General features: G+C 37.9%; 27 protein-coding genes. 16 read left to right on the forward strand and 11 right to left on the reverse strand.

Translation table 11 applies throughout. From position 1 onward, the window contains the following. Positions 1–56 precede the first annotated feature (56 nt). Positions 57–2,240, forward strand: coding sequence for an ATP-binding protein (locus VLZ86_RS15145; RefSeq protein ID WP_325452846.1), 2,184 nt, complete (start codon positions 57–59; stop codon positions 2,238–2,240). On the opposite strand, the gene lpxK is transcribed toward VLZ86_RS15145, so the two are convergent. Together lpxK and VLZ86_RS15155 are read right to left on the reverse strand one after the other, a co-directional pair. Continuing rightward, entirely contained in the window at positions 2,233–3,240 is a 1,008-nt protein-coding gene (lpxK, locus tag VLZ86_RS15150) for a tetraacyldisaccharide 4'-kinase (RefSeq protein WP_325452847.1), read from the reverse strand. The two genes, VLZ86_RS15145 and lpxK, sit on opposite strands and share 8 nt — an antisense overlap. 70 nt (positions 3,241–3,310) lie before the next feature. Further along, on the reverse strand, positions 3,311–3,832 hold the full coding sequence (locus tag VLZ86_RS15155; protein ID WP_325452849.1) for a hypothetical protein: 522 nt from the start codon (positions 3,830–3,832) through the stop codon (positions 3,311–3,313). A gap of 74 nt (positions 3,833–3,906) precedes the next feature. Between VLZ86_RS15155 and VLZ86_RS15160 the strand changes: the two genes are divergently transcribed. The 3 genes from VLZ86_RS15160 (at position 3,907) to msrA (ending at position 6,564) form a co-directional block, all read left to right on the forward strand. Continuing rightward, positions 3,907–5,001: a Nif3-like dinuclear metal center hexameric protein gene (locus VLZ86_RS15160; protein WP_325452851.1), complete on the forward strand. Its 1,095-nt coding sequence runs from the start codon at positions 3,907–3,909 to the stop codon at positions 4,999–5,001. 3 nt (positions 5,002–5,004) lie between these two features. Next, the gene (locus tag VLZ86_RS15165; RefSeq protein WP_325452853.1) at positions 5,005–5,787 is read left to right on the forward strand and encodes a zinc ribbon domain-containing protein; all 783 of its coding nucleotides are present in this window, start codon (positions 5,005–5,007) and stop codon (positions 5,785–5,787) included. 126 nt (positions 5,788–5,913) lie between these two features. Further along, a complete protein-coding gene (gene msrA, locus VLZ86_RS15170) occupies positions 5,914–6,564 on the forward strand; it encodes a peptide-methionine (S)-S-oxide reductase MsrA (RefSeq protein ID WP_325452855.1) in 651 nt (216 codons plus the stop codon). A 29-nt stretch (positions 6,565–6,593) separates the two neighbouring features. Here the strand turns inward: msrA and VLZ86_RS15175 are convergent, their stop codons facing one another. Beyond that, the gene (locus tag VLZ86_RS15175; RefSeq protein WP_325452857.1) at positions 6,594–7,397 is read right to left on the reverse strand and encodes a class I SAM-dependent methyltransferase; all 804 of its coding nucleotides are present in this window, start codon (positions 7,395–7,397) and stop codon (positions 6,594–6,596) included. A gap of 70 nt (positions 7,398–7,467) precedes the next feature. Here VLZ86_RS15175 and VLZ86_RS15180 point away from each other — a divergent pair, with 70 nt between their 5' ends. The 10 genes from VLZ86_RS15180 to VLZ86_RS15225 all read left to right on the forward strand — a co-directional run bounded on the left by VLZ86_RS15180 (position 7,468) and on the right by VLZ86_RS15225 (position 18,393). Further along, the gene (locus tag VLZ86_RS15180) at positions 7,468–8,133 is read left to right on the forward strand and encodes a hypothetical protein (protein ID WP_325452859.1); all 666 of its coding nucleotides are present in this window, start codon (positions 7,468–7,470) and stop codon (positions 8,131–8,133) included. A gap of 398 nt (positions 8,134–8,531) precedes the next feature. Continuing rightward, positions 8,532–9,800, forward strand: coding sequence for a kynureninase (gene kynU, locus VLZ86_RS15185; RefSeq protein WP_325452861.1), 1,269 nt, complete (start codon positions 8,532–8,534; stop codon positions 9,798–9,800). Positions 9,801–9,872: 72 nt separating this feature from the next. After that, positions 9,873–11,276: an NAD(P)/FAD-dependent oxidoreductase gene (locus VLZ86_RS15190; protein WP_325452862.1), complete on the forward strand. Its 1,404-nt coding sequence runs from the start codon at positions 9,873–9,875 to the stop codon at positions 11,274–11,276. A 102-nt stretch (positions 11,277–11,378) separates the two neighbouring features. Then, positions 11,379–11,813 (forward strand): RidA family protein, encoded by a 435-nt coding sequence (locus tag VLZ86_RS15195; RefSeq protein ID WP_325452864.1) that lies wholly within the window; start codon positions 11,379–11,381, stop codon positions 11,811–11,813. A gap of 106 nt (positions 11,814–11,919) precedes the next feature. Further along, positions 11,920–13,395, forward strand: coding sequence for an aldehyde dehydrogenase (locus VLZ86_RS15200; protein WP_325452866.1), 1,476 nt, complete (start codon positions 11,920–11,922; stop codon positions 13,393–13,395). Positions 13,396–13,570: 175 nt separating this feature from the next. Further along, entirely contained in the window at positions 13,571–14,353 is a 783-nt protein-coding gene (locus VLZ86_RS15205; protein WP_325452868.1) for an SDR family oxidoreductase, read from the forward strand. 172 nt (positions 14,354–14,525) lie between these two features. Further along, positions 14,526–15,056, forward strand: a complete 531-nt coding sequence (locus tag VLZ86_RS15210; RefSeq protein WP_325452869.1) for a 3-hydroxyanthranilate 3,4-dioxygenase — start codon at positions 14,526–14,528, stop codon at positions 15,054–15,056. Positions 15,057–15,194: 138 nt separating this feature from the next. Then, positions 15,195–16,280 (forward strand): amidohydrolase family protein, encoded by a 1,086-nt coding sequence (locus tag VLZ86_RS15215; protein WP_325452870.1) that lies wholly within the window; start codon positions 15,195–15,197, stop codon positions 16,278–16,280. 261 nt (positions 16,281–16,541) lie between these two features. Continuing rightward, complete coding sequence (locus tag VLZ86_RS15220) at positions 16,542–17,183, forward strand: O-methyltransferase (protein ID WP_325452872.1); 642 nt, start codon at positions 16,542–16,544, stop codon at positions 17,181–17,183. A gap of 103 nt (positions 17,184–17,286) precedes the next feature. Beyond that, entirely contained in the window at positions 17,287–18,393 is a 1,107-nt protein-coding gene (locus VLZ86_RS15225) for a transporter substrate-binding domain-containing protein (RefSeq protein WP_325452874.1), read from the forward strand. Between the two features lie 40 nt (positions 18,394–18,433). Here VLZ86_RS15225 and VLZ86_RS15230 read toward each other — a convergent pair whose 3' ends face one another. The 7 genes from VLZ86_RS15230 to VLZ86_RS15260 form a co-directional block, all read right to left on the reverse strand. After that, positions 18,434–18,724, reverse strand: a complete 291-nt coding sequence (locus tag VLZ86_RS15230) for a twin-arginine translocase TatA/TatE family subunit (RefSeq protein WP_325452876.1) — start codon at positions 18,722–18,724, stop codon at positions 18,434–18,436. A gap of 81 nt (positions 18,725–18,805) precedes the next feature. Further along, entirely contained in the window at positions 18,806–21,112 is a 2,307-nt protein-coding gene (locus VLZ86_RS15235) for a M1 family metallopeptidase (RefSeq protein ID WP_325452878.1), read from the reverse strand. A 60-nt stretch (positions 21,113–21,172) separates the two neighbouring features. Further along, positions 21,173–21,673 (reverse strand): DUF6702 family protein, encoded by a 501-nt coding sequence (locus VLZ86_RS15240; RefSeq protein ID WP_325452880.1) that lies wholly within the window; start codon positions 21,671–21,673, stop codon positions 21,173–21,175. Positions 21,674–21,735: 62 nt separating this feature from the next. Then, positions 21,736–22,059 carry a hypothetical protein gene (locus VLZ86_RS15245; RefSeq protein ID WP_325452882.1) on the reverse strand — a complete coding sequence of 108 codons (324 nt, stop codon included), beginning with the start codon at positions 22,057–22,059 and terminating at the stop codon, positions 21,736–21,738. Continuing rightward, positions 22,035–22,505, reverse strand: coding sequence for a hypothetical protein (locus tag VLZ86_RS15250; protein WP_325452884.1), 471 nt, complete (start codon positions 22,503–22,505; stop codon positions 22,035–22,037). The genes VLZ86_RS15245 and VLZ86_RS15250 overlap by 25 nt, the downstream gene beginning before the upstream one ends. Continuing rightward, positions 22,502–23,305: a hypothetical protein gene (locus VLZ86_RS15255; RefSeq protein ID WP_325452886.1), complete on the reverse strand. Its 804-nt coding sequence runs from the start codon at positions 23,303–23,305 to the stop codon at positions 22,502–22,504. Before VLZ86_RS15255 ends, VLZ86_RS15250 begins: the two co-directional genes overlap by 4 nt. Further along, the gene (locus tag VLZ86_RS15260) at positions 23,292–24,104 is read right to left on the reverse strand and encodes a carboxypeptidase-like regulatory domain-containing protein (RefSeq protein ID WP_325452888.1); all 813 of its coding nucleotides are present in this window, start codon (positions 24,102–24,104) and stop codon (positions 23,292–23,294) included. Before VLZ86_RS15260 ends, VLZ86_RS15255 begins: the two co-directional genes overlap by 14 nt. Before the next feature lie 200 nt (positions 24,105–24,304). Here VLZ86_RS15260 and pepE point away from each other — a divergent pair, with 200 nt between their 5' ends. Then, a complete protein-coding gene (gene pepE / locus VLZ86_RS15265; protein WP_325452889.1) occupies positions 24,305–25,012 on the forward strand; it encodes a dipeptidase PepE in 708 nt (235 codons plus the stop codon). Between the two features lie 303 nt (positions 25,013–25,315). Here the strand turns inward: pepE and VLZ86_RS15270 are convergent, their stop codons facing one another. Beyond that, a complete protein-coding gene (locus tag VLZ86_RS15270) occupies positions 25,316–25,744 on the reverse strand; it encodes a GNAT family N-acetyltransferase (RefSeq protein WP_325452891.1) in 429 nt (142 codons plus the stop codon). 76 nt (positions 25,745–25,820) lie between these two features. On the opposite strand from VLZ86_RS15270, the gene VLZ86_RS15275 reads away from it, so the two are divergent. Continuing rightward, on the forward strand, positions 25,821–26,549 hold the full coding sequence (locus VLZ86_RS15275; protein WP_325452892.1) for a M15 family metallopeptidase: 729 nt from the start codon (positions 25,821–25,823) through the stop codon (positions 26,547–26,549). Positions 26,550–26,608: the final 59 nt, after the last annotated feature.

Raw genomic sequence — 26,608 nt, forward strand, 5'->3', positions numbered from 1 at the left:
GACCAAAAATGTCCCAAACTAAATACCATATAGTTGCTTTTCTTGTCTTAATATCTATGACATTATTTTCACAAAATAATGCTCCTGAAGATATTGACATTCTTAAGATGCGCGTTCAAAACTACATTACCCAATCGGGTTTTGAAACGGAGCGCGGCAACTATTATAATGCCAAGGAAAATCTCGAAAAAGCTTTAGCTATTGCCAAACAAATTGGCGATAAAAAAAGCGAAGGGAGTATTTATACCAAAATAGCAAAAGTTCAATTTATTGTTGAAGAACCAGAAAATGCGCTTGTATCCTTAACCAAGGCCGCTGAGTTGCAGAGAGAGATCAACGACTATACTAACCTGGCCATTACCTATAATGTACGTGGCATACTTCATACGAGTAAAAAAGAGTATCCCATTGCCCTGGATTACTTTAACTCTGCCAAAACTAGATTTGAAGAAGAAGGTCTAGAACGGCTTATTTCAGATGTCAATTTAAATCAAGCCAAGGTCTATATTGAATTGGAAGATTATAAAACTGCCAAAGCCAAGCTTGAGAAAACCATCATATTAGCCAAAAAATATAACCAGATAAGTATTTTAAGCAGTGCTTACATTAACAGCGGAAAAGTTCTTCACAAACTTGGAAATGACGATGTAGCGCTTTCTATGGCCAATCAAGGACTGGAACTGGCAATAAAAAATAATATTCCCGAATACATTAATGATGGTTATTTGACATTAAGCGATATCTATCAGGCAAATGAAGATTATAAACTTTCCAATCAATATTTAAGAAAACACATTCAATTATCAGATTCCTTATTAGATATCAAACGCGAAAATCTCTCACCTGAAAGAAAATCGCAATTTATAACGGAATATAAAGATTCTGAACGCAAGCAAATGGAAGTAAAGCTTGAAGAAGCCGACGCCTCAAATAACTTGACCAGAATCACAACCATCTTAAGTATCGCATTAATTACCATTCTATCGTTACTCACGTTATCACTTTACAAAAACAACAACATTAGGCTCAAAACCAACAATATGCTCCATAAAAAAAATGATGAGCTTATTATTGCAAAGGAAAAGGCCGAATTGGCTTCCAAAACTAAAGCCAACTTCCTATCAACGGTTACACACGAACTTAGAACGCCACTCTACGCGGTCACAGGGTTGACCAATATGCTCTTGGATGAGAAACCTAAACCAGAACAATTGCCGCATTTAAAATCGTTGAAATTTTCTGGAGATTATTTATTGACGTTTATCAATGACATTCTTCAGATCAATAAAATTGAAGCCAATAAAGTCGATTTGGATCCTGAGGTGTTCAATTTACAGAAAAAGGTAGAAAATGTGGTTTCGGCTTTGAGCAATTCTGCCTTAGATAACAATGTCCAACTCCATTATGAATATGACGAAAGTTTGCCAACAACGTTTATAGCAGACCAATTGAAGATTTCCCAAATTCTAATTAACCTCATAGGTAATGCGATTAAGTTTACTAAAGACGGAGATATTTGGGTGCGATTAAAAAAGCACTCGCAAACAGACGACAACTATATCATAAGATTTGAAATTGAAGATAATGGCATCGGAATTACTAAAGAGAAACAAGAAAATATGTTTGAAAGTTTCTCTCAAGGTTCCATTCAAATTAATAGAAAATATGGTGGAACCGGACTTGGTCTTTCTATTGTAAAAGGACTTATTGAAATTTTAAAAGGTAAAATTTATTTAAAAAGTGAACTCGGAAAAGGATCAACCTTCATTTTTGAAATCCCTCTACTCTATGCACCTGAACCTGTAATTACTGCAAAACCTAAAACCCTTAACGAATTTAATACATTGGACTTGACAAATATCAAAATTTTGGTTGTTGAAGACAACAAGATCAACCAAATGATAACCCGTAAGATTTTAAACAAGATGAACCTTTATTGTGATGTTGTCGATAATGGTGAAGATGCGGTGGATCGCGTTCAACAAGAACAATATGATGTGGTCTTGATGGACATCCACATGCCTGGGATAAGCGGAATTGAAGCCACAAAAATCATTAGAACCTTTGACAAGGAACTTACAATTTTTGCGCTAACCGCCGTTACTATAGAAGATAAAATGCACGAATTTGACGAAGCCGGATTTGACGATATCATCTCAAAACCATTTAAGCAGGAAGATTTCGAGAAAAAACTTTACAACGTGCTAAAGTCTAACCAAAAATCAACAACGTCTATTTAATAAAATTACCTATCAAAGTATCAAATTGAGCTTGCCTATCCATTCTTATTTCAATAGGCAGATAATATAGAACCCCGCTTTTCTTAAAGTGTGGTTGTAAACGTACCATGTCTTTTTCGGTAGTGACGATTAACGATTTTTGTTTTAAAGTAGCAATATCAGTGGCATTAAAATCATGGTGGTCTTTGAACTTTAAATGTTCAAATTGTAATCCTAATAATTTTAAATGATCCACCAAAGGCTTCGGATTGGCAATCCCGGTAACTAAAGTAAATGGTGTATTTCCAAGCTTTTCCAAGTCCAACTGCGCTTCATTATTTCTTACGGATTTAGAATAGGCAATCCGTCCAAAGAACACCTCTTGATGTGCCAAAGGATTTATGGCGTGCGTAATTTGCTGCTTTCTTTCTTCAGATAAATGTTCTGGACATTTGGTCACCACAATAATGTCGGCACGTTTTGCCCCTTGTCTTGATTCTCTTAAATTCCCGGTGGGCAATAGGATATCTTCTGTATAAAGATCATCAAAAGCGGTCAACAAAATATTAAATCCAGCCTTAACCTTTCGGTGTTGAAACGCATCATCCAGCAAAATAATTTGAGGTGGATCTGGTAACTTGGTAAGTTGAGAAATACCATGGACTCTATCAGAATCAACACTTACAATGATATTCTCAAATTTTTGATAGAATTGAAATGGCTCATCGCCAATAGAACTTGCTGATGCGTTTTCATCGGCAATCACAAAACCCTCGGTCTGTCTTTTATAACCTCTACTAAGGGTCGCAATATGGTATTCAGATTTCAACAATCGGATTAAATACTCAATCATTGGCGTCTTTCCTGTGCCTCCAACACTTAGATTTCCAACACAGATCACAGGGAAATTATAAGATGTGGATTTTTTGATTCCAAAATCATATAACATATTTCTCAGCCAGGTTACCAAATAGTAAATTGGAACGACGGGCAAAAGCAAATACCTTAGTATTTTCATCATGAGCTAATTATATCGCTGACAGAATAAAGCCCGACGATTGTTTCAACAACAGAAAAGTACATTCGACACATTACCTTTCAATACGCTTATGTTCGGGCATATTTACGATCCCGCAGCCGTCCACTAAAATATGACCGTCCACATCAACGACTTGCATGGCCACTTTAAAGTCCTCCCAATCTATTCCCTTAACAATGACATAGCCAGTTTGAGGATCAAACTCATGGAGTTCAAAGCCATTAGGAGGATAATCCTGTGCGTCAAACAGCGGATCTGCCAGCAACCCAATTCTAGGATTTTCTTCCCATGCTAAAATGACTATCTTCTCTAGTTCAGATTTCAATTGATCGGTAGCAAGAGGTGAATTTTTTGCGAATTCAAGAATTTCAAGATGATCGATACTCTCAATATAAGAGTTGATAAAATCGAGCGCCGCTTGATAATTTTCATCATCTGAAGCCGCTTCACTCTCCAAGGGTTCGTATAGATCGGTATTTGGAAGTACCAATTCTGGCGCTTCAGATGGATTCTTCTTTACAGATTGACAGGCCAGAAAACTAATAGCAATAATGAGCGTAAGTATATATTTCATAATAATCAAAGGACTTGTTTACAACGAAAATATAATATTTTATCTTTGTAAGTAACCTAAAAGCTAAAAAACATATGATTATCCAAAATGTTATCAATCATCTCGAAGAATTGGCTCCTTTGGCTTATGCTGAAGATTTTGATAATGTTGGCCTATTGGTTGGTGACAAAAACGAGCCACTCACGGGAGTTTTGATAACTTTAGACACTCTAGAAAGTGTTGTAGATGAAGCCATCACCAACAACTGCAACTTGATTGTCAGTTTTCACCCCATCATTTTTAAAGGTTTAAAGAAACTTAATGGTGCCAATTATGTTGAGCGTGCGGTCCTAAAGGCCATCAAACATGATATCGCCATTTACGCCATTCATACGGCATTGGACAACAGCTTGCAAGGGGTTAATGACATTATATGTAACACCTTAGGCATCAAAAACAAAAAGATACTGCTACCGCAACAAGGTACCATCAAAAAACTGACCACTTACGTGCCTCAAAAAGATGCCGATGCATTACGACTAGCCTTATTCCAATCTGGAGCTGGCACCATCGGTAACTATGAAAATTGTAGTTTTAACACCCAAGGCACTGGAACCTTTAAAGGTAATGAAGCTTCCGATCCGACCGTTGGAGAACGTGGTGAATATCGCCAAGAAGAAGAAACCCAGATTTCCGTTACCTTCCAGAAGCATTTGGAACGTCAGATTCTCAATGCACTCTTTAAAAGCCATCCCTATGAAGAAGTGGCTTTTGAAATCACCACATTAGACAATTACAATCAGCATATTGGCATGGGAATGGTTGGTGAACTTCCAAATGAGATGGAAACAGAAGAGTTTTTACAGTTTGTAAAGCAAAAAATGAGTGCTTCTTGTATAAAACATTCGAGATTAACCAAAGATAAAGTGAAGCGAATTGCCGTCCTTGGTGGCTCTGGGAGTTTTGCAATTGGCGCAGCAAAGGCTGCAAAAGCGGACGTTTTTATCACTGCAGATTTGAAATACCACGATTTTTTTTCCGCAGAAGATCAAATTATTTTAGCAGATATTGGCCATTATGAAAGTGAACAGTTCACAAAATCCTTTTTAGCTAACTATCTCTCAAAAAAAATTACTAATTTTGCAGTCGTTTTATCGAAGATAAACACCAATCCTGTAAAGTATTTATAAATTATGGCAAAAAAAGCTGAACTTTCTGTTGAAGACCGATTAAGAGCATTATATGATTTGCAACTTATTGATTCAAGAGTCGACGAAATCAGAAATATTAGAGGTGAACTTCCTTTAGAAGTAAGAGATTTAGAAGATGAAGTTGAAGGACTTAATACTAGACTTGAAAAATTAAACGGTGGTCTTACCCTGATTGATGATGACATCAAATCAAAAAAAAATCTGATTGAAGAGGCAAAAGCTCTGATCAAAAAATATGCTGAACAGCAAAAGAATGTTAGAAATAACAGAGAATTCAATTCAATTACCAAAGAAATCGAATATCAAGATTTAGAAATTGAGTTGGCTGAAAAGCACATTAAAGAATTCAAGGCTCAAATTGACCAGAAAAAAGAAATTGTTGCTGAAACCAAAGAGCGATTGAAAGATCGTCAGGCACATCTAAAGCACAAAAAAAGCGAGTTAAACGCAATTTTGGCCGAAACTGAAAAAGAAGAAGCAGCATTGATCAAAAAATCACAAGAATACCAAGATACCATTGATCAACGTTTAGTGAATGCTTACCACAGAATTAGAGCTAACGTAAAAAACGGATTAGCTGTAGTGGCTATTGAAAGAGGTGCTTCTGGCGGATCTTTCTTCACCATTCCACCACAAGTACAAGTTGAGATTGCTTCACGTAAAAAAGTTATTACAGACGAGCACAGTGGACGTATTTTGGTTGATGCGGAATTAGCCGAAGAACAAAAAGCAAAAATGGAGAAAATGTTTGCTAAATTAAGCTAAGCAAAACCTCCTTGATATAATGATAAGGCCTTTACATTCTGTAAAGGCTTTTTATTTTAACACAAGTTTCCTATTTTACATTTTAAGTTTTTATTGGATTCAACGACTATTTATAAAAACACATTTATGAAATCTCTTATAATCTCCTTATCGCTCATCGTTTTATTCAGTTGTGAAAATAAAGCACAAAGTAATCCAAAACAGCTAGCGGTTAAAATAGCAGAACCTATTGAAGTCCCCCTGAAAGATGGAAAAGCAAAAGCTTATTTTGCGAGTGGCTGTTTCTGGTGTGTCGAAAATATTTATGAGCATGTCAAAGGCGTTGAAGAAGTCATCAGCGGTTATGCTGGTGGTCATACCAAAAATCCAACTTACGAATCCAGCAATACAGGTAAAACAGGCCATGCAGAAGCCGTGGAAGTTATTTATGACCCAAATATTGTAAGTTTTGCTACGTTGGTAGATGTATATTTCGGTTCTCAAAATCCAACGCAAGTCAATGGTCAAGGCGGCGATAGAGGTTCACAATACCGCTCGATCATTTTTTATCAGAACGATGCGCAGAAAAAAATCATAGAACAAAAGAAATCGGCATTGGCAAAAAAACTGAATGCAACCATTGCTGCAGAAGTCTATCCGTTTCAAAAATTCTGGATTGCAGAAGATTACCATCAGGATTATGAGAAAAAAAACCCTAATAACCCTTATATCCAAAATGTGTCCATCCCAAGATATGAGCGTTTTAAAGCGAAGTTTCCAGAGTTGATTAAAGATTAAAAATAGCACCCCAAACCTGTCAGGTTTTTTTACGAGATCTTAGTCGCTTTCAATGTAAAAACCAATGGATAAAGTCGATCCTGAGTAGCATACATTCCAGAAGAGGTTTTTTTTAAATCTGGCAAGACATTATACGGACTTTCGTCATGCTCTTTCAAGTAGTCAATATGCAGTCCGGCATCGGATAACGCGGAAACCACTTCGCCCAAACCATGGTTCCACCCATATTCCTTACTGATCATTTTTGACTTGGTATCGGCATACGTGCCTTCATATTCCTCGTAAATAACCTCATCTTGCATATATCCATACTTCATTTTGGGCTTACCATCCAAGTAATCAAACATCCAAACAATCGGATGAAATTCTGCCATAAAAAAAGAACCACCTTGGTTTAAACGCTCTGCGATCATCTGTCCCCAAGGCTTTAAATCGGGCAGCCAACCTATCACGCCATAACTGGTGAAAACAATATCAAAAGTTTCAGAGACCACCTTAGAAGTGTCCAGTACATTGCAACAGACAAACTGGGCATCCAACTTTAGTTCATCGTTTAATTGCTGAGCCAAAGCAATCCCTTCATCACTAATATCAACCCCTACGCACTTGGCTCCCATCCTACTCCAACTCAAGGTGTCCTGACCAAAATGACATTGTAAATGCAATAGACTTTTTCCATTTACATTGTCAAGAGCTGCTAATTCATAAGGCATCAGTGACGATTTTCCATATTTGAAAGCGTTCAGATCATACATCTCACTTTCTGAATGCGCCTTCACCTTGTGGTTCCAAGTCGCTTTATTTATTTCAAAATAGCGGTCATTTCGTTCCATAAGGTCTGATTTAGAATCTAAAATTAAAACATCTGAAGCATTCTTCCGTATCTTTATAAAAAGAATTAAAATGAAAAGAACTCTGATAATAGTCGCTGTATTCGCTTTTATGTTTTCCTGTAAACAAAATGAAGAAACAAAAGCAATCGAAAAAGATGGGTCTATAGCCGAAAAAATAGCAAATGCCAATGGTATTGAAAACTGGAAAAATGTTTCCGAATTGCAATTTACGTTCAACGTAGATAAAGACACCACGCATTTTGAACGTTCTTGGGCCTGGCATCCAAAAACAGAGGATGTCATGATGGTTTCAGGCAAAGACACTGTAGCCTACAATCGAAAAGCTGTGGACAGTCTTTCGATGAATGCGGATAAGGCGTTTATTAACGATAAATATTGGCTCTTAGCACCTTTTCAATTGGTTTGGGATACTTCTGCCACGATTTCTGAAACGTCAAATGCTGAGGCGCCTATCAGTAAGGCACAACTAAATAAAATTACCATTACCTATCCCAATGAAGGCGGCTATACCCCAGGGGATGCTTATGATCTTTATTATGGAGATGATTTCCTGATCAAAGAATGGATCTATAGAAAAGGAAATTCAAAAGAACCTTCCATGATGACAAGTTGGGAAGATTATGAAGATTTTGACGGCGTTAAAATTGCCAAGACCCACAAACGACCAAACGAGAATTGGACGCTACATTTCACCAATATCAAAGTGGTCCAATGAACATTTGTTAAAGGAGCGTTAAAATAATCATACCATAATCCAAACTATTGCCATAGGACGTATATAAAATATATCGCACGAATATTCCGCAGTATGCGTCACTATATATTCAAAGAGCTTCCACTACAAAAGTTGAAGCTCTTTTTTTTTTAGTGATACTACGTTTTCAAAAGTCTTTTGACGTGTGGGAAATTTCCAACTGAACGAACCCCACTTTTTAACAGGACAGTAGGATTCACAACACCTTTCCAAATTAAGTCAATTTTAGCTGAACCAATTTTAGCGTAATGGGAAAAATTGTGCTGAAATGTTCAATCGCACATCAAACTCTCTCTTTTCTGCCCTTCATCCTAAACTTTTAATTCTTATTTTTGTGTGAAACCGAAAATCAATTCACCTTGTCAAACTATCAATTAGGATCAGAATACGCCAAACAACAAGATCAAAATGATGCTTTGGCATCTTACAGAAATCGATTCCATATTCCAAAGGACAAACACGGTAAGGAGGTGATTTATATGACCGGAAATTCTCTTGGACTTCAGCCAAAAGCTACAAAAGACTATATCCATCAGGAATTGGAGGACTGGGCCAATTTAGGTGTTGAAGGCCATACGGATGCCAAACATCCTTGGTTGCATTATCACGAGTTCTTGACGGAAAGCATGGCCAAAGTAGTGGGTGCAAAACCCATTGAAGTGGTAGTCATGAATACTTTGACCGCCAATCTCCATTTGATGATGGTCTCCTTTTATAAACCCACTCCAAAACGCTATAAAATTCTCATTGAAGCTGATGCATTTCCTTCTGACAAATACGCCGTAGAATCGCAATTACGCCATCATGGTTTTGATCCGAAAGATGGATTGGTGCTGTGGAAAGCCAGAAAGGGTGAAGAATTGGTAAATTATGACGATTTAGAAACAATTCTGGAAGCGCAAGGAAATGAGATCGCTTTGATAATGATTGGCGGCGTCAATTATTATACGGGGCAGTTTTTCGACTTTAAACGCATTACGCAACTAGGGCATAAATACGGATGCATGGTTGGTTTTGACTGTGCCCATGGTGCTGGAAATGTTAAATTAGACCTTCACGCTTCGGGAGCTGATTTTGCGGTGTGGTGCACCTATAAATACTTAAATTCCGGACCAGGAAGTTTAGGTGGCTGTTTTGTACATGAACGCCATGCGCACAATAAAGATCTCAATCGGTTTGCCGGTTGGTGGAGCCACAATAAAGAAACGCGTTTTAAAATGCGTGATGAGTTTGACCAACTTCCCGGTGCGGAAGGCTGGCAATTGAGCAATCCGCCCATCTTATCCATGGCTGCAATTAGAGCCTCCTTGGATATGTTTGAAGAAGTTGGCATGGAAAAATTGATCAAAAAATCAAAACATCTTACAGGCTATTTTGAGTATTTAATTAACCAACTCAATAATAAAGACATTAAAATCATCACCCCTTCAAATCAGCAAGAACGCGGATGCCAACTCTCCATTCAAGTGAAAAATGCTGATAAAAAATTACACTATCAGCTAACCGAAGCTGGCGTGATCAGTGATTGGCGGGAACCTGATGTGATACGTTGTGCACCAGTGCCGTTGTATAATTCGTATCAGGATGTCTATGAATTAGTGGAGAAGTTAAAAGAGATATTAAAATAACTGCAAGGTTTCCCATAACCTTGTAGGTTTTATAATAAGATTAATAAGATTCCCGCCTTCGGGGAAAGTAGCATGAATAAAAAACAAAACATACTCATCATCGGCGCAGGTCTTTGCGGAAGCTTACTCGCTTTACGCTTGGGCCAACGCGGCTATAACGTTTCGCTCTACGAAATGCGTCCAGATATACGTACAGCCAATATTAGCGCAGGCCGTTCCATCAATTTAGCTCTTTCTGACAGAGGCATTAAAGCCATGGAACTCGTTGGGATTGAAGATAAAGTCAAAGAGCTTTGCATTCCTATGAATGGTCGTATGTTACATGATATTGATGGTAATATGGTCATGGCACCTTACAGCGGACGTGACCATGAATATATAAATTCTATTTCCCGAGGTCTTTTAAACGGATTATTGTTGGATGAAGCTGAAAAGCACGACAACGTCACAATTTATTTCAACAAAAAATGCAAATCGGTTGATTTCGAAAATACTACGGCTTTATTTAAAGATTCTGAAACCAATACCGAATTTGTAGAGGATGCTGATGTTATTATCGCCACGGATGGTGCTGGCTCGGCCTTGAGAAAAAGTTATTTTTTAGGTAAAAAGTTTCTATTTAGCTTTTCGCAGGATTGGCTGTCACATGGCTATAAAGAATTAAGTTTTCATCCTACAGAAAATGGGGGATTTAAAACCTATAAAAACGCCTTGCATATTTGGGGACGTGATAGTTTTATGCTGATTGCCCTACCAAATTTGGACGGCAGTTTTACGGTGACCTTATTTTTAAGTTATGAGGATGGGGAATACAATTTCGGAAATTTGACTACGGAAGAAAAAGTAATAGAATTTTTCCAAAAGTATTTCAAAGATGCCTTGGAACTGATGCCCAACCTCATAGAAGACTTCTTCACCAATCCCACATCACCATTAGGAACTGTAAAATGTTCGCCTTGGCATTATAAGGGCAACACCCTTTTAATGGGAGATGCCGCTCACGCCATTGTACCATTTTATGGACAAGGAATGAATGCTTCTTTTGAAGATGTGTCCGTATTTGACAAAGTTTTGGATGAAGGCCATAAAGACTGGGAGACCATATTCAAAACGTATGAGAAGAACCGAAAAAGAGACACAGATGCCATTGCAGATTTAGCAATCGACAATTTCCATGAAATGAAAGGCCATGTCAACAATGCCATCTTTCGGGAAAAGCGTAACTTGGAAATGGCATTGGAAAAGAACTTTCCAAATGACTATTCTTCAAAATATTCTTTGGTTACCTTTAATGAGGACATCAGCTATTACGAAGCGATGTTGAGAGGTCGCGCTCAGGACAAAGCGATTCTGAATATGTTGGCGGATAAGAAAATAGACCTCAACGACGATTTAAAAACGAATTTAGAAAAAGTAATAGCCGCCACAGAAGAAATTTTGGATAACGACCGGGTGGCGAAGGATTTTAAACATTAATAAATTCCTTCTCTTTTTTCAAGGGAAGGTGGATTTGTCCCAAAAATACTGGACAAAGATGGAAGGGTTTAAAACCTGTCAGGTTTAATAAAAGATAAATTTATGATTAAAGAAAATAATGAGGTTCCTGCCTCCGCAGGAACGGGGGTAAAACCAAGAGGCACTTATCCCCTCACCAGACGTGCTGGCGATTTTATATATGTTTCAGGTACCAGTTCAAGGCGCGCTGACAATTCAATTGCTGGCGTGGACATTCTTGACAATATGGGCACTAAACACTTAAATGCGGAAGTTCAAACCCGTGAGGTGATTAAAAATATTGAAAAAAATCTCATAAAGGAAGGTGCTACCCTTAAAGACGTGGTGGATGTGACTTCCTTTTTGGTAAATATGAATGATTTTGCAGGTTATAATAAAGCTTACGCAGAATTCTTTGATCAAGAAACTGGACCAACCAGAACCACCGTGGCCGTGCATCAATTGCCAAATCCTGATTTGGTGGTTGAAATTAAAGTGGTCGCATACAAAAAACAGTAAATCAGAAAACCTCTCAGGTTTTTACTTGTCCGCCGAAATGTCAGTGTAGGAGGAAAATCTGAGAGGTTTCGGAGGAGAGATTCTCTTAAAATATCGTGAATTAGTGGTGAAAACGGCAAAACAAGACGAGATTCCTGCCTTCGCAGGAATTCGTAACTACATCAACGGAGAATATATCAATCCAATTCAAGACCATTGGATAGATAACTATTGTCCAGCAAACGGCGAAGTATACGGACAAATTCCAAACTCTTCCAAAGACGATGTAGAAAGCGCCTATCGCGCTGCAAAATCGGCTTTCACAAGTTGGTCGCAAACTACTTTGGAAGAACGCAGTCGAATTCTCATTCGAATTTCAGAATTATTGGAAACCAACTTACAACGTTTTGCCGAAGCCGAAAGCAAGGACAATGGCAAACCCATTTCTTTAGCAAAACAAGTTGATATTCCAAGAGCGGCCAGTAATTTTCGCTTTTTCGGAAATGCCATTACCCAATTCGCCAGTGAAAGCCATGAAAGTGTTGGACAAGATGCCATTAACTTTACGTTACGCCAACCTATTGGTGTGGTGGGCTGTATTTCGCCATGGAACCTTCCGCTTTATCTCTTTACTTGGAAAATTGCTCCAGCCATCGCGGCAGGAAACTGTGTAGTTGCCAAACCAAGTGAAATTACACCAATGACCGCCTATCTGCTAGGTGAAATTTGTACAGAAGCAGGTTTGCCAAAGGGCGTTCTGAATATCGTTCATGGATTGGGCACAACCGCCGGGCAGGCCCTTATTGAACATCCAGGCATCAAAGCGATTAGTTTTACCGGAGGCACCGCAACAGGCGCTCATATTGCAAAAGTGGCAGCACCCCTATTTAAAAAATTGTCTTTGGAATTAGGTGGTAAAAACCCAAACATCATTTTTGCCGATTGTGATTATGATGACATGTTGGAAACAACGGTGCGTTCTTCATTTGCAAATCAAGGTCAAATTTGTTTGTGTGGAAGCAGAATATTTGTAGAGAATTCAATTTACGAAAAGTTCAAAAAGGATTTTGTCGCTAAAGTCAAAGAACTGAAAGTTGGACATCCGTCAGAAGCAGCAACCACTATCGGTGCTTTGGTATCAAAAACCCATTTAGAGAAAGTGATGGCCTATATCGCAATCGCCAAAACAGAAAACGGGACCATTCTTTGTGGCGGCAATAAAGTGACATTAAATGGTTTTGAAAACGGTTATTATTTAGAACCAACCGTTATTGAAGTGACCTCAAACGACTGCCGTGCCAATCAAGAGGAAATCTTCGGACCAGTAGTGACCATCATGCCTTTTGAAAGTGAAGAGGAAGTTTTGGAAATGGCCAACGCAGTTAAATACGGATTATCAGCAACACTTTGGACCAACGATTTAAAACGCACCATGCGCATGAGCAGCAAATTACAAACCGGTATTGTTTGGGTAAACACCTGGATGATGCGCGATTTACGGACGCCTTTTGGCGGAGTAAAAGCTTCTGGTGTTGGACGTGAAGGCGGATTTGAAGCGCTACGGTTTTTCACGGAGGCGAAGAATGTGTGTATAAAATATTAACCCAATTCCTGCGAAGGCAGGAATCTCCTGATGAAAAGGATAGTTAAAAACGTGAAAACCACCTCATTTATCTCATCGCAAGTTAGATTGAATTCTATAAAATGATTTTGAAAATAAAATAATTAAAACAAAATAATTTAACCTTAAAAAGATCCCTGCCTTAGCAAGGAATGTTATGGATTTAAAACTAGACAACAAATACGCGATAGTTTGCGGAAGTACCGCAGGAATAGGAAAAGCAACAGCCATATCATTGGCTACAGAGGGCGCTACCGTAACTTTGGTTGCGCGAAATGAAGAAAAACTGAAACAGGTAATTGCTGAATTACCTCATTCAAAGAACCACAGTTATATTGTGGCCGATTTTTCGAATCCTGAAGAATTGGGACACAAGGTTTCTGAGTTTATAAAAAAACAACATGGTTTCCATATCTTGGTAAACAATACCGGTGGACCGGCAGCTGGTCCGGTTTTTTCGGCGAAACTTGAAGAGTTTGATAAGGCTTTTACGCAACATTTAAAATGCAACCATGTTTTGGCGCAAACTGTCGTTCCTTTTATGAAGGAGGAAGGTTATGGCCGGATCATCAATATCATTTCCACATCTGTAAAACAACCATTGGATGGATTGGGCGTGAGTAACACCATTCGTGGTGCGGTAGGCAATTGGAGCAAAACATTGGCAAATGAACTGGGGCAATTTGGAATTACGGTCAACAACGTGCTTCCGGGAGCAACAGCAACAGACCGACTGAAGGAAATCATTAAAGACAAATCGGTTAAAACGGGGCATAGCGAAGAAGAATCTGCCAATGCAATGAAAAGTTCAGTTCCTGCAAAACGTTTTGCAAAACCTGAAGAACTTGCCTACGCCGTAACTTTTTTAGCAAGTGAATGTGCGAGTTATATCAATGGCATCAATCTGCCAGTAGATGGAGGACGGACAAAATCATTATAAAAAGAATGAATCAAGATAAAAGAACCAAGAGCAAAGACTTTTTGTTCTGTAGTTTTATACCTAATTTTAAGAACGAAATCTGCGTGAGGGATTAAGGCATTGTTGGAGCTCCTCGAAGAGAGCGACTGCCGAAAGCCCGACCCTTTAGGGGCACGCCCAAAAAACTAAAACCATGAACTTAGTATCTCCCGTAAATTTCAAGGAATGGATTGAAGAAAATCGTCACTTATTAAAACCACCTGTAGGCAATAAAGTGGTTTGGAAAGATGGCGATTTCATCGTGATGGTGGTTGGCGGTCCTAATAACCGAAAAGATTATCACTACAACGAAACTCCAGAATTTTTCTATCAGATTGAAGGTGATATCGTTTTGAAAATCATCGATAATGGTACCCCAAAAGACATACATATCAAAGAAGGTGATATTTATTTACTACCTCCAAAAGTGCCACATTCCCCACAACGGGGTGCAAATACCGTAGGTTTGGTAATCGAGTACAAACGTCCCGAGGGGATGCGCGATGCATTACTTTGGTTTTGCGAGAATTGTACCACAAAACTTTATGAAGAGGATTTTACGGTGGAAAATATTGAAACCGATATGCCGAAGATTTTTGATAAATATTACAGCGACGAAAACAAACGCAAATGCCCTAATTGTGGGGAGTTGATGGAGCCGCCAAAAAAAGTAAAAATCGAGTAAATTCGCTTCCCTCCTCCCGATTTCATTGGGACTTAAATGAAGGTTCACGCCTCTCAAATAAGCGAAATGAAACTGGAATATGTTAAATTTTAAATATAACCACAAAAAAACCAACTCCCATTAGGTTGGGAGATAGAGATGACAAAACGCAAACTTCGTATTAACGGCCACTCGCATCTTCTTCCTTACCCAGAGGAAATTCCGCAATTCATGAAGGACAAAGAAATCTTTTGGGTGGATAAAGACCGGAAATTTATGCTTCAAAAAGATTGGAGCCGCCCAGTAACGGATTCGAGTTTCTTTTTGGACGACAAATTACTGTGGATGGAACGTTTTAAAATAGATCATGCGGTTGTTTTAAATCTTTCTCAATTGTATGGTAACGGCCTGCGTGTAGAGGAAATGAAACAAGCTTTACGTTTTCAAAATGATTTTAATGCGAAAATCCAAAGGGAAAATCCGAGCAAATTTACTTGCGGATTTGTTGTACATCCGGGATTTGTTAGAGGAGCTTGTTGGGAAATTGAGCGGTGTGTAGAAGAACTGGGCATGCAATTATTGTGTTTGCCAACCCACTATATGGATACCATTGGAACCTGGCGCTGTATTTTTGACGAAGAAAATGAGCCTATTTTTGAAATGGCAAACAAATACAATTTGGCCGTTGAGATCCATCCCTATGATGGTGAAAAATTCATCAAACTAGAAAACACCTCATGGCGTTTCCACTTGATTTGGATGTTGGCACAATGTGCTGATGCCTATCATTTTTTGACTTTAAATGGCTATCAAGAAAAATATCCAAATATGCGTACCTGTTTTGCGCATGGTGGCCAACTGGCACAAATCAACTTAGGACGACGTATTCAAGGTTTTGATGGCCGACCAGATTTGTTTGAAGGAAAAACCCATCCGAGAAGAGCTGTGGGCCACAAAAATATTTTCTTTGATACTCTGGTACACGATACTGGGGGTCTTCAATTATTAATCAAGAACCAAGGATCAAAACAAGTTTTAATGGGATTGGATGACCCTTACCCTTTGGGGGAAATGGAAAGTGCACAACAATCTTCCTATCCTGGGAAAATTTTAGATTTGGCAGTAAAACGTGAAATTATTACCGAAGAAGAACGCGATGCCATTTGGGAAGACAACGTAATTAGGTGGCTGTGTGGTGATGATGAGGCTGCCAAACAAAAATTAATCAATAGAATTATAAGCTAAAGGCAATGGACTAAAACTTACTACTTTGTGCAGTTTGCAAACGAAATGATTACCTAATCATATTATCCTAATGCGATGGAGTTGTACAGAAACTATCGGCTAAATAAAGCAGTCAAGGCCAACGTATTTGATCGGTTTTCATGACAAATTTGATATTTCAGATTCTGTTTTATCAGAATGTTTAGATGAGCGAACTACTGAGTATGAAAAGAGTTACTTGATCAAAAAAAATCGATCAACAATCGACTTAAGAAAAAAATTATGCATTTTATATCAGATCAATTAGAAAAGTATATTGAAAACCATTCTGAAGACGAACCAGAATTATTACAACAGCTTTCTAGAGAAACACATCAAAAAATACTACAACCACGCATGCTCAGCGGTCATTATCAGGGTCGTGTACTGAGTATGGTCTCAAAATTAAAGAATCCTAAACACATATTGGAAATTGGCACCTATACCGGATATTCTGCTCTATGCTTAGCTGAAGGCCTTCAAAAAGATGGCGAACTTCATACCATTGACATAAATGAAGAATTGGTGGATTTTCAGCGGAGATATTTTGACGCATCCAATTTTGGAAATCAAATCCATCAACATTTAGGAAATGCTTTAGATATCGTTCCGAAACTAAAAATGAATTTTGATATCGTCTTTATTGATGCGGACAAAGAAAACTACAGCAATTACTTTCATCTCATCATTGACAAACTAAATCCAGGAGGGATTATTCTTTCCGACAATGTTCTCTGGAGTGGAAAAGTGCTCGAACCTTTAAAGAAGGATGATATTTCAACAAAAGCCATAATGGCCTACAATAATCTACTCAAGGACGATGATCGTATTGAAACGGTCCTACTTCCTATTCGTGATGGCTTGACGATAAGTAGAAAAAAGTAAAAAACAGTTACCACAAATTTTCACTCACTGAGGTGAAAAACTTGTGAGAAAATAAAATTTGTAGTATTATTTGTCTAGAGGTCTAGTTTTCAAAATACATTTCATGAGATTAAAAACCATTGCGACATTCTTTTTCCTTTTTTGTTTTAATTTCTTATTTTCTATCGTCGCACTTCATGCCCAAGAAGCAAAAGTGGAGCGTTCTGAAGCCGAAAAATTAATTGTAGGAGTTGCTGGCAATGAGCCGTTCGTGTTTTCAAAAAACTCATCCACCAAAGGGATTGCCATAGAAATATGGGAAGCTATGGCCAAAAAAAAATCTTGGGATTATACTTATAAGATGTTTGATAATGTGGAAGATGCCTTATACACATTAAATCAAGGTGAATTGGATATTGTGGTTGGTCCTATTAGTATTACCTCACAACGTCTTGAAAATATGCATTTTTCGCAACCGTTCTATAATTCAAGTTTGGCCATTGTCTCTCGTGTTGACGAACTCACGCTTTGGCAAAAAGTTAAGCCTCTTTTCAGTATTAGATTATTATTTGCCGTTGGAATCTTCTTGATTATTCTAGCAATTGTTGGGACTTTATTGTGGTTGGCAGAGCGTAAAAAATCGCCAGACCAGTTTCCCTCTAAAATTGCAGATGGTATTGGAACAGGCATGTGGCTTGCCATTGTAACAATGAGTACGACTGGCTACGGAGATAAAGCGCCCATTACTTTATGGGGGCGAATTATTGCAGGTAGTTGGATGATTATTTCTATTATTTTCGCAACGTCAATGGTGGCAGGTATTGCAAGCACACTTACTTTAACATCGCTTGGCACTTCCACTTATGCCAATATTGAACAGTTGTCCGGACGAAAGGTTGCGACTATTACTGCCTCACCTTCTGAGACGTTCCTGAAAGAATATAAAGCGAGAATCACAGGGGTGGAAAATCTCATGGAAGCCATGTCAAAATTGAAAAATAAAGAGGTTGATGCTGTGGTCTATGACCGACCGCAATTATTATACTATATGAAGAACCATAAAGATGAGGACCTCTTTATTGCCAAGGCTGAATATTTTAAACAAGGTTATGGTTTTGCGTTTCCAAAAGATTCAAAACTAATTTATGAGGTCAACAGAACCCTATTGGAACATGCCGAAAGTTTAGAAACTTTAAATATTGTCCATCACTATTTAGAGAAGGACGAATAAGGTAATTTAAAACAAAAAGTGAAATCTTTTATGAATGATTTTATAATTTCCGTTTTACGGAACCAATGGTCTCTTCCAACTCATCTTTTACCTTTTGTACTTCATCGGTAAAAGCCTTGGTGTGCTCCGTAGTATTGATACCGTTCTTTTCTGCAGTTTTGGTAATCTCAGATTTGAGATCATTGGTGGCGTCTCTAAGCGTGCGCATGCCTTTGCCCATACCGCGTGCAATGTCAGGTATTTTATCTGCACCAAAAACCATCACAACTATAAATAGTATGAACATGACCTCAGTGGTGCCAATGAATAAGAATGTCGTATGTAGTATCACACTGCAAATATAGTGAGATGTTTTGAATCCAATAAAAAAGCCGACTGTTAAATTAATCCGGTCTCTTGTTAAAGTTTTATGCTAGTCTTGAACTTTATTCTTAAACGCATCAAATTGACTTTGCACTTCCTTTTTAGGCCAAGAATTGTTTGAAGTATCAATATCTGCTGTTTCATTATTTGGATCCACCACAATAGAGCTGATCTCCTTTTGGGTAGGAATTGCCTTGTAGACGAGGCGGTCATTTAGTCTCCAAATTTCTGCAGGATAAGTTACCGTTTCAGAAGTCCCATCCACATAATTATATTGCACAATAATAGGCATGACCAATCCTCCCGGCTTTTCAAAAGTGATAGTGTAGAAATATTTTGGCGTGATGATATTTTTACGTTCAGCTTCAGTGAAATTGTCCAACAGATATTCTTTCAATGTTGGAATATCCTCTGCCTGAATGCCCTTTTTTATTGTTTCTGTAAGTTCATCAGTACCATCTTCTACCATAAACACCATTGGTGAAAGATTATTAATATCCAAACCTCTTTGTGCAGCAACATCCTTCATATATTGATTTGGCTCTGCAGATACGTAAAATTTTGTAACCTCTTTAATTCCGATATCCACCCAATCCGTAGTATAAAACCAACCTCTCCAAAACCAATCCAAATCAAAGGCCGAAGCATCTTCCATGGTTCTAAAGAAATCCTCTGGCGTAGGGTGCTTAAACATCCATCGACGAGCATATTCTTTAAACGCATAATCAAAAAGTTCACGCCCCATAACGGTTTCTCTTAAGATATTCAGTGCTGTTGCAGGTTTTCCGTAGGCATTATTTCCAAATTGGTAGGTGTTCAATCCTTTACTCATAATCGGCGCAATATAATCTTGATTCCCTTCCATATAAGGAATGATGTTTTCCGCCGGTCCACGACGCGATGGGAATTTCTTATCACCGGGCGATAAGGCTTCTGGGTAGGCTTCACCAAATTCCTGTTCGGCAACATATTGTAAAAAAGTATTTAAGCCTTCGTCCATCCAGGTCCATTGGCGTTCATCACTATTGACGATCATCGGAAAAAAGTTATGTCCAACCTCGTGAATAATTACGCCCATCATGCCGTATTTTACCCGATCACTATACGTCCCATCTTTTTCAGGACGTCCGTAATTCCAGCAAATCATTGGATATTCCATGCCTTGGCGATCGGCATGTACAGAAATAGCCTTATGGTATGGATAATCAAAGGTCATCTTTGAATACGATTTTAAGGTACTTGCCACAACTTTGGTCGACCATTCTTCCCAAAGTGGATTCCCTTCTTTGGGATATAATGACACCGCCATGACCTCTTTGTTACCAACTTTGACAGCCATCATGTCCCAAATAAATTTACGAGAGGTTGCAAAGCCAAAATCACGCACATTCTCAGCGAAAAATTTCCAGGTTTTTTTGGATTTAGAAAAACTTTTTTCAGCCTTTTCCGCCTCTGCCTGTGTCACAATAAGAACAGGTTTATCAAAGGTTTTCTTTGCTTTTTCGTAACGTTGCATCATCTCTTTGGAAAACACGTCCTTCCTGTTCATCAATTTCCCAGTGGCGTCTAAAATGTGATCTGCTGGGACGGTAATATTCACTTCAAAATTTCCAAACGGCAAAGCAAATTCATCACGTCCCCAAAATTGGGAATGCTGCCAACCTTCCACATCATTATAAACCGCCATACGCGGATGAAACTGTGCAATAACATAGGCTCTATTGCCATCTTCTGGAAAGAACTCATATCCAGAACGCGCACCGTCTTTAATGTGATTGTTGATATTGTACCACCACGCGATACCAAAAGAGAACTTCTCACCTGATTTCAAAGGTTGTGGAAGTTCTACGCGCATCATGGTTTGATTGATGGTATATGGCAACGGTTTTCCGCTGGTATCTTTTACCTCTAAAATATTAAATCCGCCATCAAAATTTTCAGTCAAATAATCGGATGCAAACTGCGACGTGGCTGTGGCTTTGGCTACACCTCTACTTTCAATTAAAGGCGATTTTGTATCTTTTGCACGCACATTTTGGTCGAGTTGCAACCACAGGTAAGTCAACACATCTGGGGAATTGTTGGTATAAGTAATAACCTCATCTCCAGAAATTTTCGCGTTCTCATCATCCAACTCGATAGTGATCTTATAATCTGCCTGCTGCTGATAATAGGCAACGCCAGGTGCACCAGAAGCCGATCGGTACATATTAGGCGTAGAAAACTCATTGTATAACTGCCTGAATTTATTGGTATTGACATGACCAGGTTTACGATCTTGTTTGGTGTCATTTTGAGCGAAAGCACCACTTGAGATGGTCAAGAGCGCAAAACCTAATAGTTTGAGTATTTTCATGGAAAAAAGGTATTTATCTAGATATTCTATTTATAAATAAGGCATTATGAGTAGGAAAAATTAAAACTTCAATAGTGCTTTATCCGACTGATTGATCAAAATAAAACTTTTGTTTTGATCATTTATTTTGAGTTTTACTATATTCTGTTGGTCGTCAAAACTCTCAAACAACACTTTATTTGAGATTTCAAAACTCTTGATGTCCTTGACATCGGCGATTTCTAAATAACAGAAAACAATATCATTGTCATATTCTTTTCCGATGAATTTATAGTCAACGAACTTTCCATTGATTTGGATGGAAATTTTATCTTTTAAATAACGCTGCAAATAGTCTTCTACTTCCTTCGCTTCATTTTCCGAAGCTAAAGTCAGGTGTTTACTATAGCGGTGGCGGAGTGCATTCTCCAAATCGTCAATAAAGATTCTGGTAATTATCTGGACGGACGTTTTCTCTTTCACGTACGCAACTTCAGTAACGCTCACATAAAATTTATGCACATTTACCGAAAGTAATAGTGGAAAAACAAGCGCTAGAACAAAAATTTTTAGGGTTTTCATAGTGAATTTGAAATACAAAAATACTGTTTTGTAGTTTGCAAAAATCAAACAAAAAGATATTTCTACTCTTTTTGTGTTTCAAGAATGATGATAAAAACGTTCAATTTAGCCACCAAGAATTCGAAAACTGCCATATCGTTTTTTATCTTACATAGATTTTCAAACCCGGGATCATCTTGGCAATGGAAGAAAAATTCTGATTTTTGGCCGTCTTCCAAGTCATAATTACTAAATAAATCATCGGAAAAATCAGATTTCATTTTGTCGAGACACGTATTTAATTTCTCAAATTTCACATGTGCTTTTAGTTGTTTTGTCCGTCCTGTAATGGCATTAATAATGGGGAAAATGGGGATGAGACCTACCCCTGAGGTTGCTTCATACAAGCGTCTTTCTGTTTGAGTTTTAATTTCCCGGTATATCCTGGAATGCCCAAGTCATAGAAATTGATATCTCGTTTTAAATCTGCATTCTTGATATCGGACAGCAAATCGCCCGTAAGCACTTTTCCTACTACAACCTCATCCAAAGCATTGACCAACTCTTCTAAATATACGGTGAATTCTTTAGCGGCGATGATAAATTTGGTAATGACAACCTCCTTTGGTTGATAGGAAATGCCAGAAAAAAGTAGGGTATCGTTCAGTTTTGCCTGGACAAAAAATTCGCCATTACTATTGGAAATCGTGAATCGGCTAGCCGTTTTATTGATAATGTGAATGCCTTCTACGTCATGGGGTGCACTAATTTTCCCGTTAATATCCACCGATTGCGAATGCGCATTTTTCACAAATAATAATCCTAAAATGCTAAAAATTAGATAACTTCTCACTCTTCGACGGTTGATTGCAGAATGGATTTGAAGCTCACCAGTTTTTCTTTCAGAAACTCGAGCATTTTAAAATCGTCGTTAATGATACATAGTTTATCAAATTGTTCACCATCGGCACAAAAATAGAAAAACTCATTTCTATAAGATTCTTCTAGCGCATGCGCCGTAAATAAAATTTGAGAAAGATTTGACTTGGTCCTATCAATGCATTTGTCTTTATTTTCAAGATGGATCCTATGCTTTAACAATTTAGTTCTTCCAGAAATAGCATTCAAGATAGGATCAACTTCAAGAGAACCCCCTAATAAACTTAGCAAATGTATGGGTTTGAAGTCTCCTGCGGTATGCAATCGTCTCTCACTTTGGGTTTTAGGCTTCCCGGCATATCCAGGAATTCCCAAATCGAAAAAATTAATAGTGCGCTCAATTCCAGAATTGGCGAGATCTGAACTCAAATCGCCCGTCAATATTCTTCCTACGACCACTTCATCCAAAATATTTAGTTTTTCAGTGAGATAAACAGTCAAAACTTTTGAATTGATCATATCTTGACCTACCACAACTTTTTTCAATAGGTACGACACGCCCGAAAATGCCAAGGTATCATTCAGTTTAACTGGGATGGAAAATTCGCCTTGACCGTTGGAAATTGTAAAACTGCTGGACGTATTATTGAGAATATGAATGCCTTCCACATCGTCATCAGCAATAATTTTGCCCTTGATGGTAACGGTTTGGCCAATCATAAAGTGAAGTCCAAAGACCATGAAAAAAGAAAGTGCATAACTATTTTTTTCCACCTTCTTTGGCTAAGAATTCTTTACTTTTAATGCTGATAAATTCTAAAAACTCGAATTCCTTCCCTGCATTTAAGAGTGAGAAATCCACTCCTTGGTCTTCTACATAATCTACAAAATCATTCACTTTATTTTCCGGAATATTAAAATTCTCCACTAAAAACTTAGTACTGTAGAGGTCCGTAAAGGCTTTATTAGAATCTTCAGGACCCATGACTTCAATATCTTTATTCTTTTTAGAATTGAAAATAGGTCTTAAGAACAAATCCACAATCCCGACGACATTTAATCCATACGGAATATTATTTCCAGTCCCCGGCATGGCAACGTTGACTACTTTTGATCTGTAATCTTCTGGAAATTCGTATTCATTCATATTGGCTACACCAAAATAAATAGCGTCTAAATCTGGATTAAAGGTTTTTACACTCTCAATATCTACAAGTAAATTTCCTGAAAGATCATAAGGCAAAATGACAACCTCATCTAATTTATTGATTTGTTCGACCAAGAACACGGTCATTTTTTTAGTCTTAATGATATTTTCATCAATGGTTACAGTAAAGTCCTGAAACTGTAGTGCTCTAAACTCAATAATATCATTCAATGCCACACTCAACGTAAACAGACCATTTTCGTCCGTCAGCACGCCTTTTTTAGCGGAGGTATTATAAACCGTGATCCCCTCCAAATCATCACTGTTCACCACAATTTTTCCTGAAATTTCCACGCGCTTGATATTTTGCGCAGTCAAAAAGAAGAAAGGTGAGAGGAGAAATAGATAAAGAAAAGCTGTTTTCATAAGATTGGATTTTTAGTTAGATTGATAAAGAAAGTACGAACTCTCTTAATTAAACTCTAAAGCTTGTTTAAACTTTTGTTAAATTGCCAGATTACTTAAATTTACAACAAAATAATCGAGATTAGCCCTATTATGGGCAAATTTCAGGAGGTTTCCTACAGACAACAGCTGTAAATAGCCACGATAAAAACACCAACCTAATGAAACAAATGATCATTGCCAGCACCTCCACCTTACATGGAAGTGGTTATCTCAACTATCTTTTAGAAGAATTGACTTTTCTTTTTAAAGATACTGATACGATTTTATTTATTCCTTACGCACGTCCAAGTGGCATCAGTCATGAAGAATACACTCAAAAAGCCCAAGAAGCGTTTTCAAAAATCGGAAAAAAAGTCAAAGGTATTCATGAGTTTGACCATCCTAAAGAAGCTTTAAAAAATGCCAAAGGAATTTTTGTTGGCGGAGGCAATACGTTTGTGTTGGTCAATCAGCTTTATAGAAATGATTTGATCAGTACCATGCAAAACGTGATCCACGGCGGAACGCCTTATCTAGGCACAAGTGCAGGCAGTAATATTTGCGGACTTACCATCAACACCACCAATGATATGCCTATTGTATACCCGCCAAGCTTCAAGACTTTGGGGATAGTTCCGTTTAATATCAATCCGCATTATTTAGATCCAGATAAAAAAAGCAAACACATGGGCGAAACTCGGGAAACCCGGATCCAAGAATTCCATGCTTTTAATTCGCAACCAGTGATAGGTCTCAGGGAAGGCAGCTGGCTGGAGGTCAATGGGGATCGTGTTATTTTGGAAGGGGAATTGGATGCTCGGATTTTTGAATACAACAAAGCGCCATATGAAGTGGAAACTGGCACGGATTTGAGTGGGTTGAAGTAGTTCAGTTGACAGTCTTCAGTCTTCAGTAGCAGTTGTCAGGGGTAGCGCAAATCAGTGATTCCGAAAGCATTTGGAAGATGTCGAAAGGAGCTATTACACAAAGGAGACACAAAGCTTCACAAAGAACTATTATAATTGGGATTATGAAAAATGAAGACGTCAAATTGGATTTTTGCCAATTCATGACAAACTTCAGCTCAAAAAAGCATCATCAGGAACCGTACAGATAATTAGTGAAATAATTGGACAGCAATATTTAGTGACAATCAGTGAAATTCGTGTCTAAAAAAAATCCGCATCTCCTTACTGAAGTTTCTTCAAAAAATGATAGCCCAGAATTTCAAACCCTTCATTCATATAAAACTTATGTGAGAGATGATTTTGTACATAAGTATTCAGTTCTACCGATTGGAAACCCTTTTGCAAGGCATAATCATAAATAGTTTTCATAAACTGTTTGCCCAATCCTTTCTTTCTGTAGGCGTCGTCAATAATGACGTGATCCAGTTCTACACTTCTCCCCGAATAATGCCGTGTACAAAACCACATCCCTGCTATTCCAATGAGTTTATCACGATCATAGAGCGCGGCACACTCATAGTTTTGGGTCACCATTTCAGCAAAACGTTGTTTGAGCACCGCTTCAGAGATTTTATGATTGTTCAATTTTAACATTAAGGGAATGATCGTATTGATCTGGGAAGGTTCTAATATTTTAAAAGTGATGGGCATACTTGGAATTTTTAGTAAAAATAAATAAATTACTTTAAAAGTAAATTGGTTAAGTTTGATAGATTTAATAAAAAAGATGGATAGAAAAGATTTTATAAAAACTATAGCTCTTAGCGCCATGGCCATGGGCATAATACCACAATTGGCTTTCAAAAATGCCGAATTGAGTTATGAGGAATTAATAGGAAAAGGAAATCCAACACTATATGGCAACGGATTCCAGATCAGAAAAGAGGCCTTTGATGCGTTCACAAAAATGAAAGCTGCTGCTTTAAAAGATAATATTTCGATTGAAGTGGTCTCGAGTTATCGGAATTTTGCACATCAAAATCGGATTTGGGAACGCAAATACAAAAACTTCACACAACAAGGTTTATCCCCTGAAAAAGCAATTCAGAAAATCATAGAATATTCTACTATTCCAGGAACATCGCGCCATCATTGGGGCACAGATATGGATATTATTGATGCTAATGTTCCCCAACCAAAAAACGTATTGAGTCCGGGTCATTTTGAAGGCAATGGAAGTTATGTAAGACTTAAGAAGTGGATGGACGCAAATTCCAGAGACTTTGGTTTTTATTTGGTTTACACCGATACACCTGGGCGGAAAGGTTTTAAATATGAACCTTGGCATTATAGCTTCAAAGCACTTTCAGCGGACTATCTGAAATCCTACAGAAAATTAAACTTGAAAGACATTCTGAAAAACGAATCGCTGATGGGGCATCAACACCTCACCGATTCTTTTTTGGATAGCTACTACGCTGAAAACATTGTGGACATTAACCCTGAACTGTTGTAAATTATATGTAAATAAAAAAGCCTCTTAAAAATAAGAAGCTTTCTCATACACTAACTCAG

Source organism: Gelidibacter sp. (assembly GCF_035515035.1).
Classification (GTDB): domain Bacteria; phylum Bacteroidota; class Bacteroidia; order Flavobacteriales; family Flavobacteriaceae; genus Gelidibacter.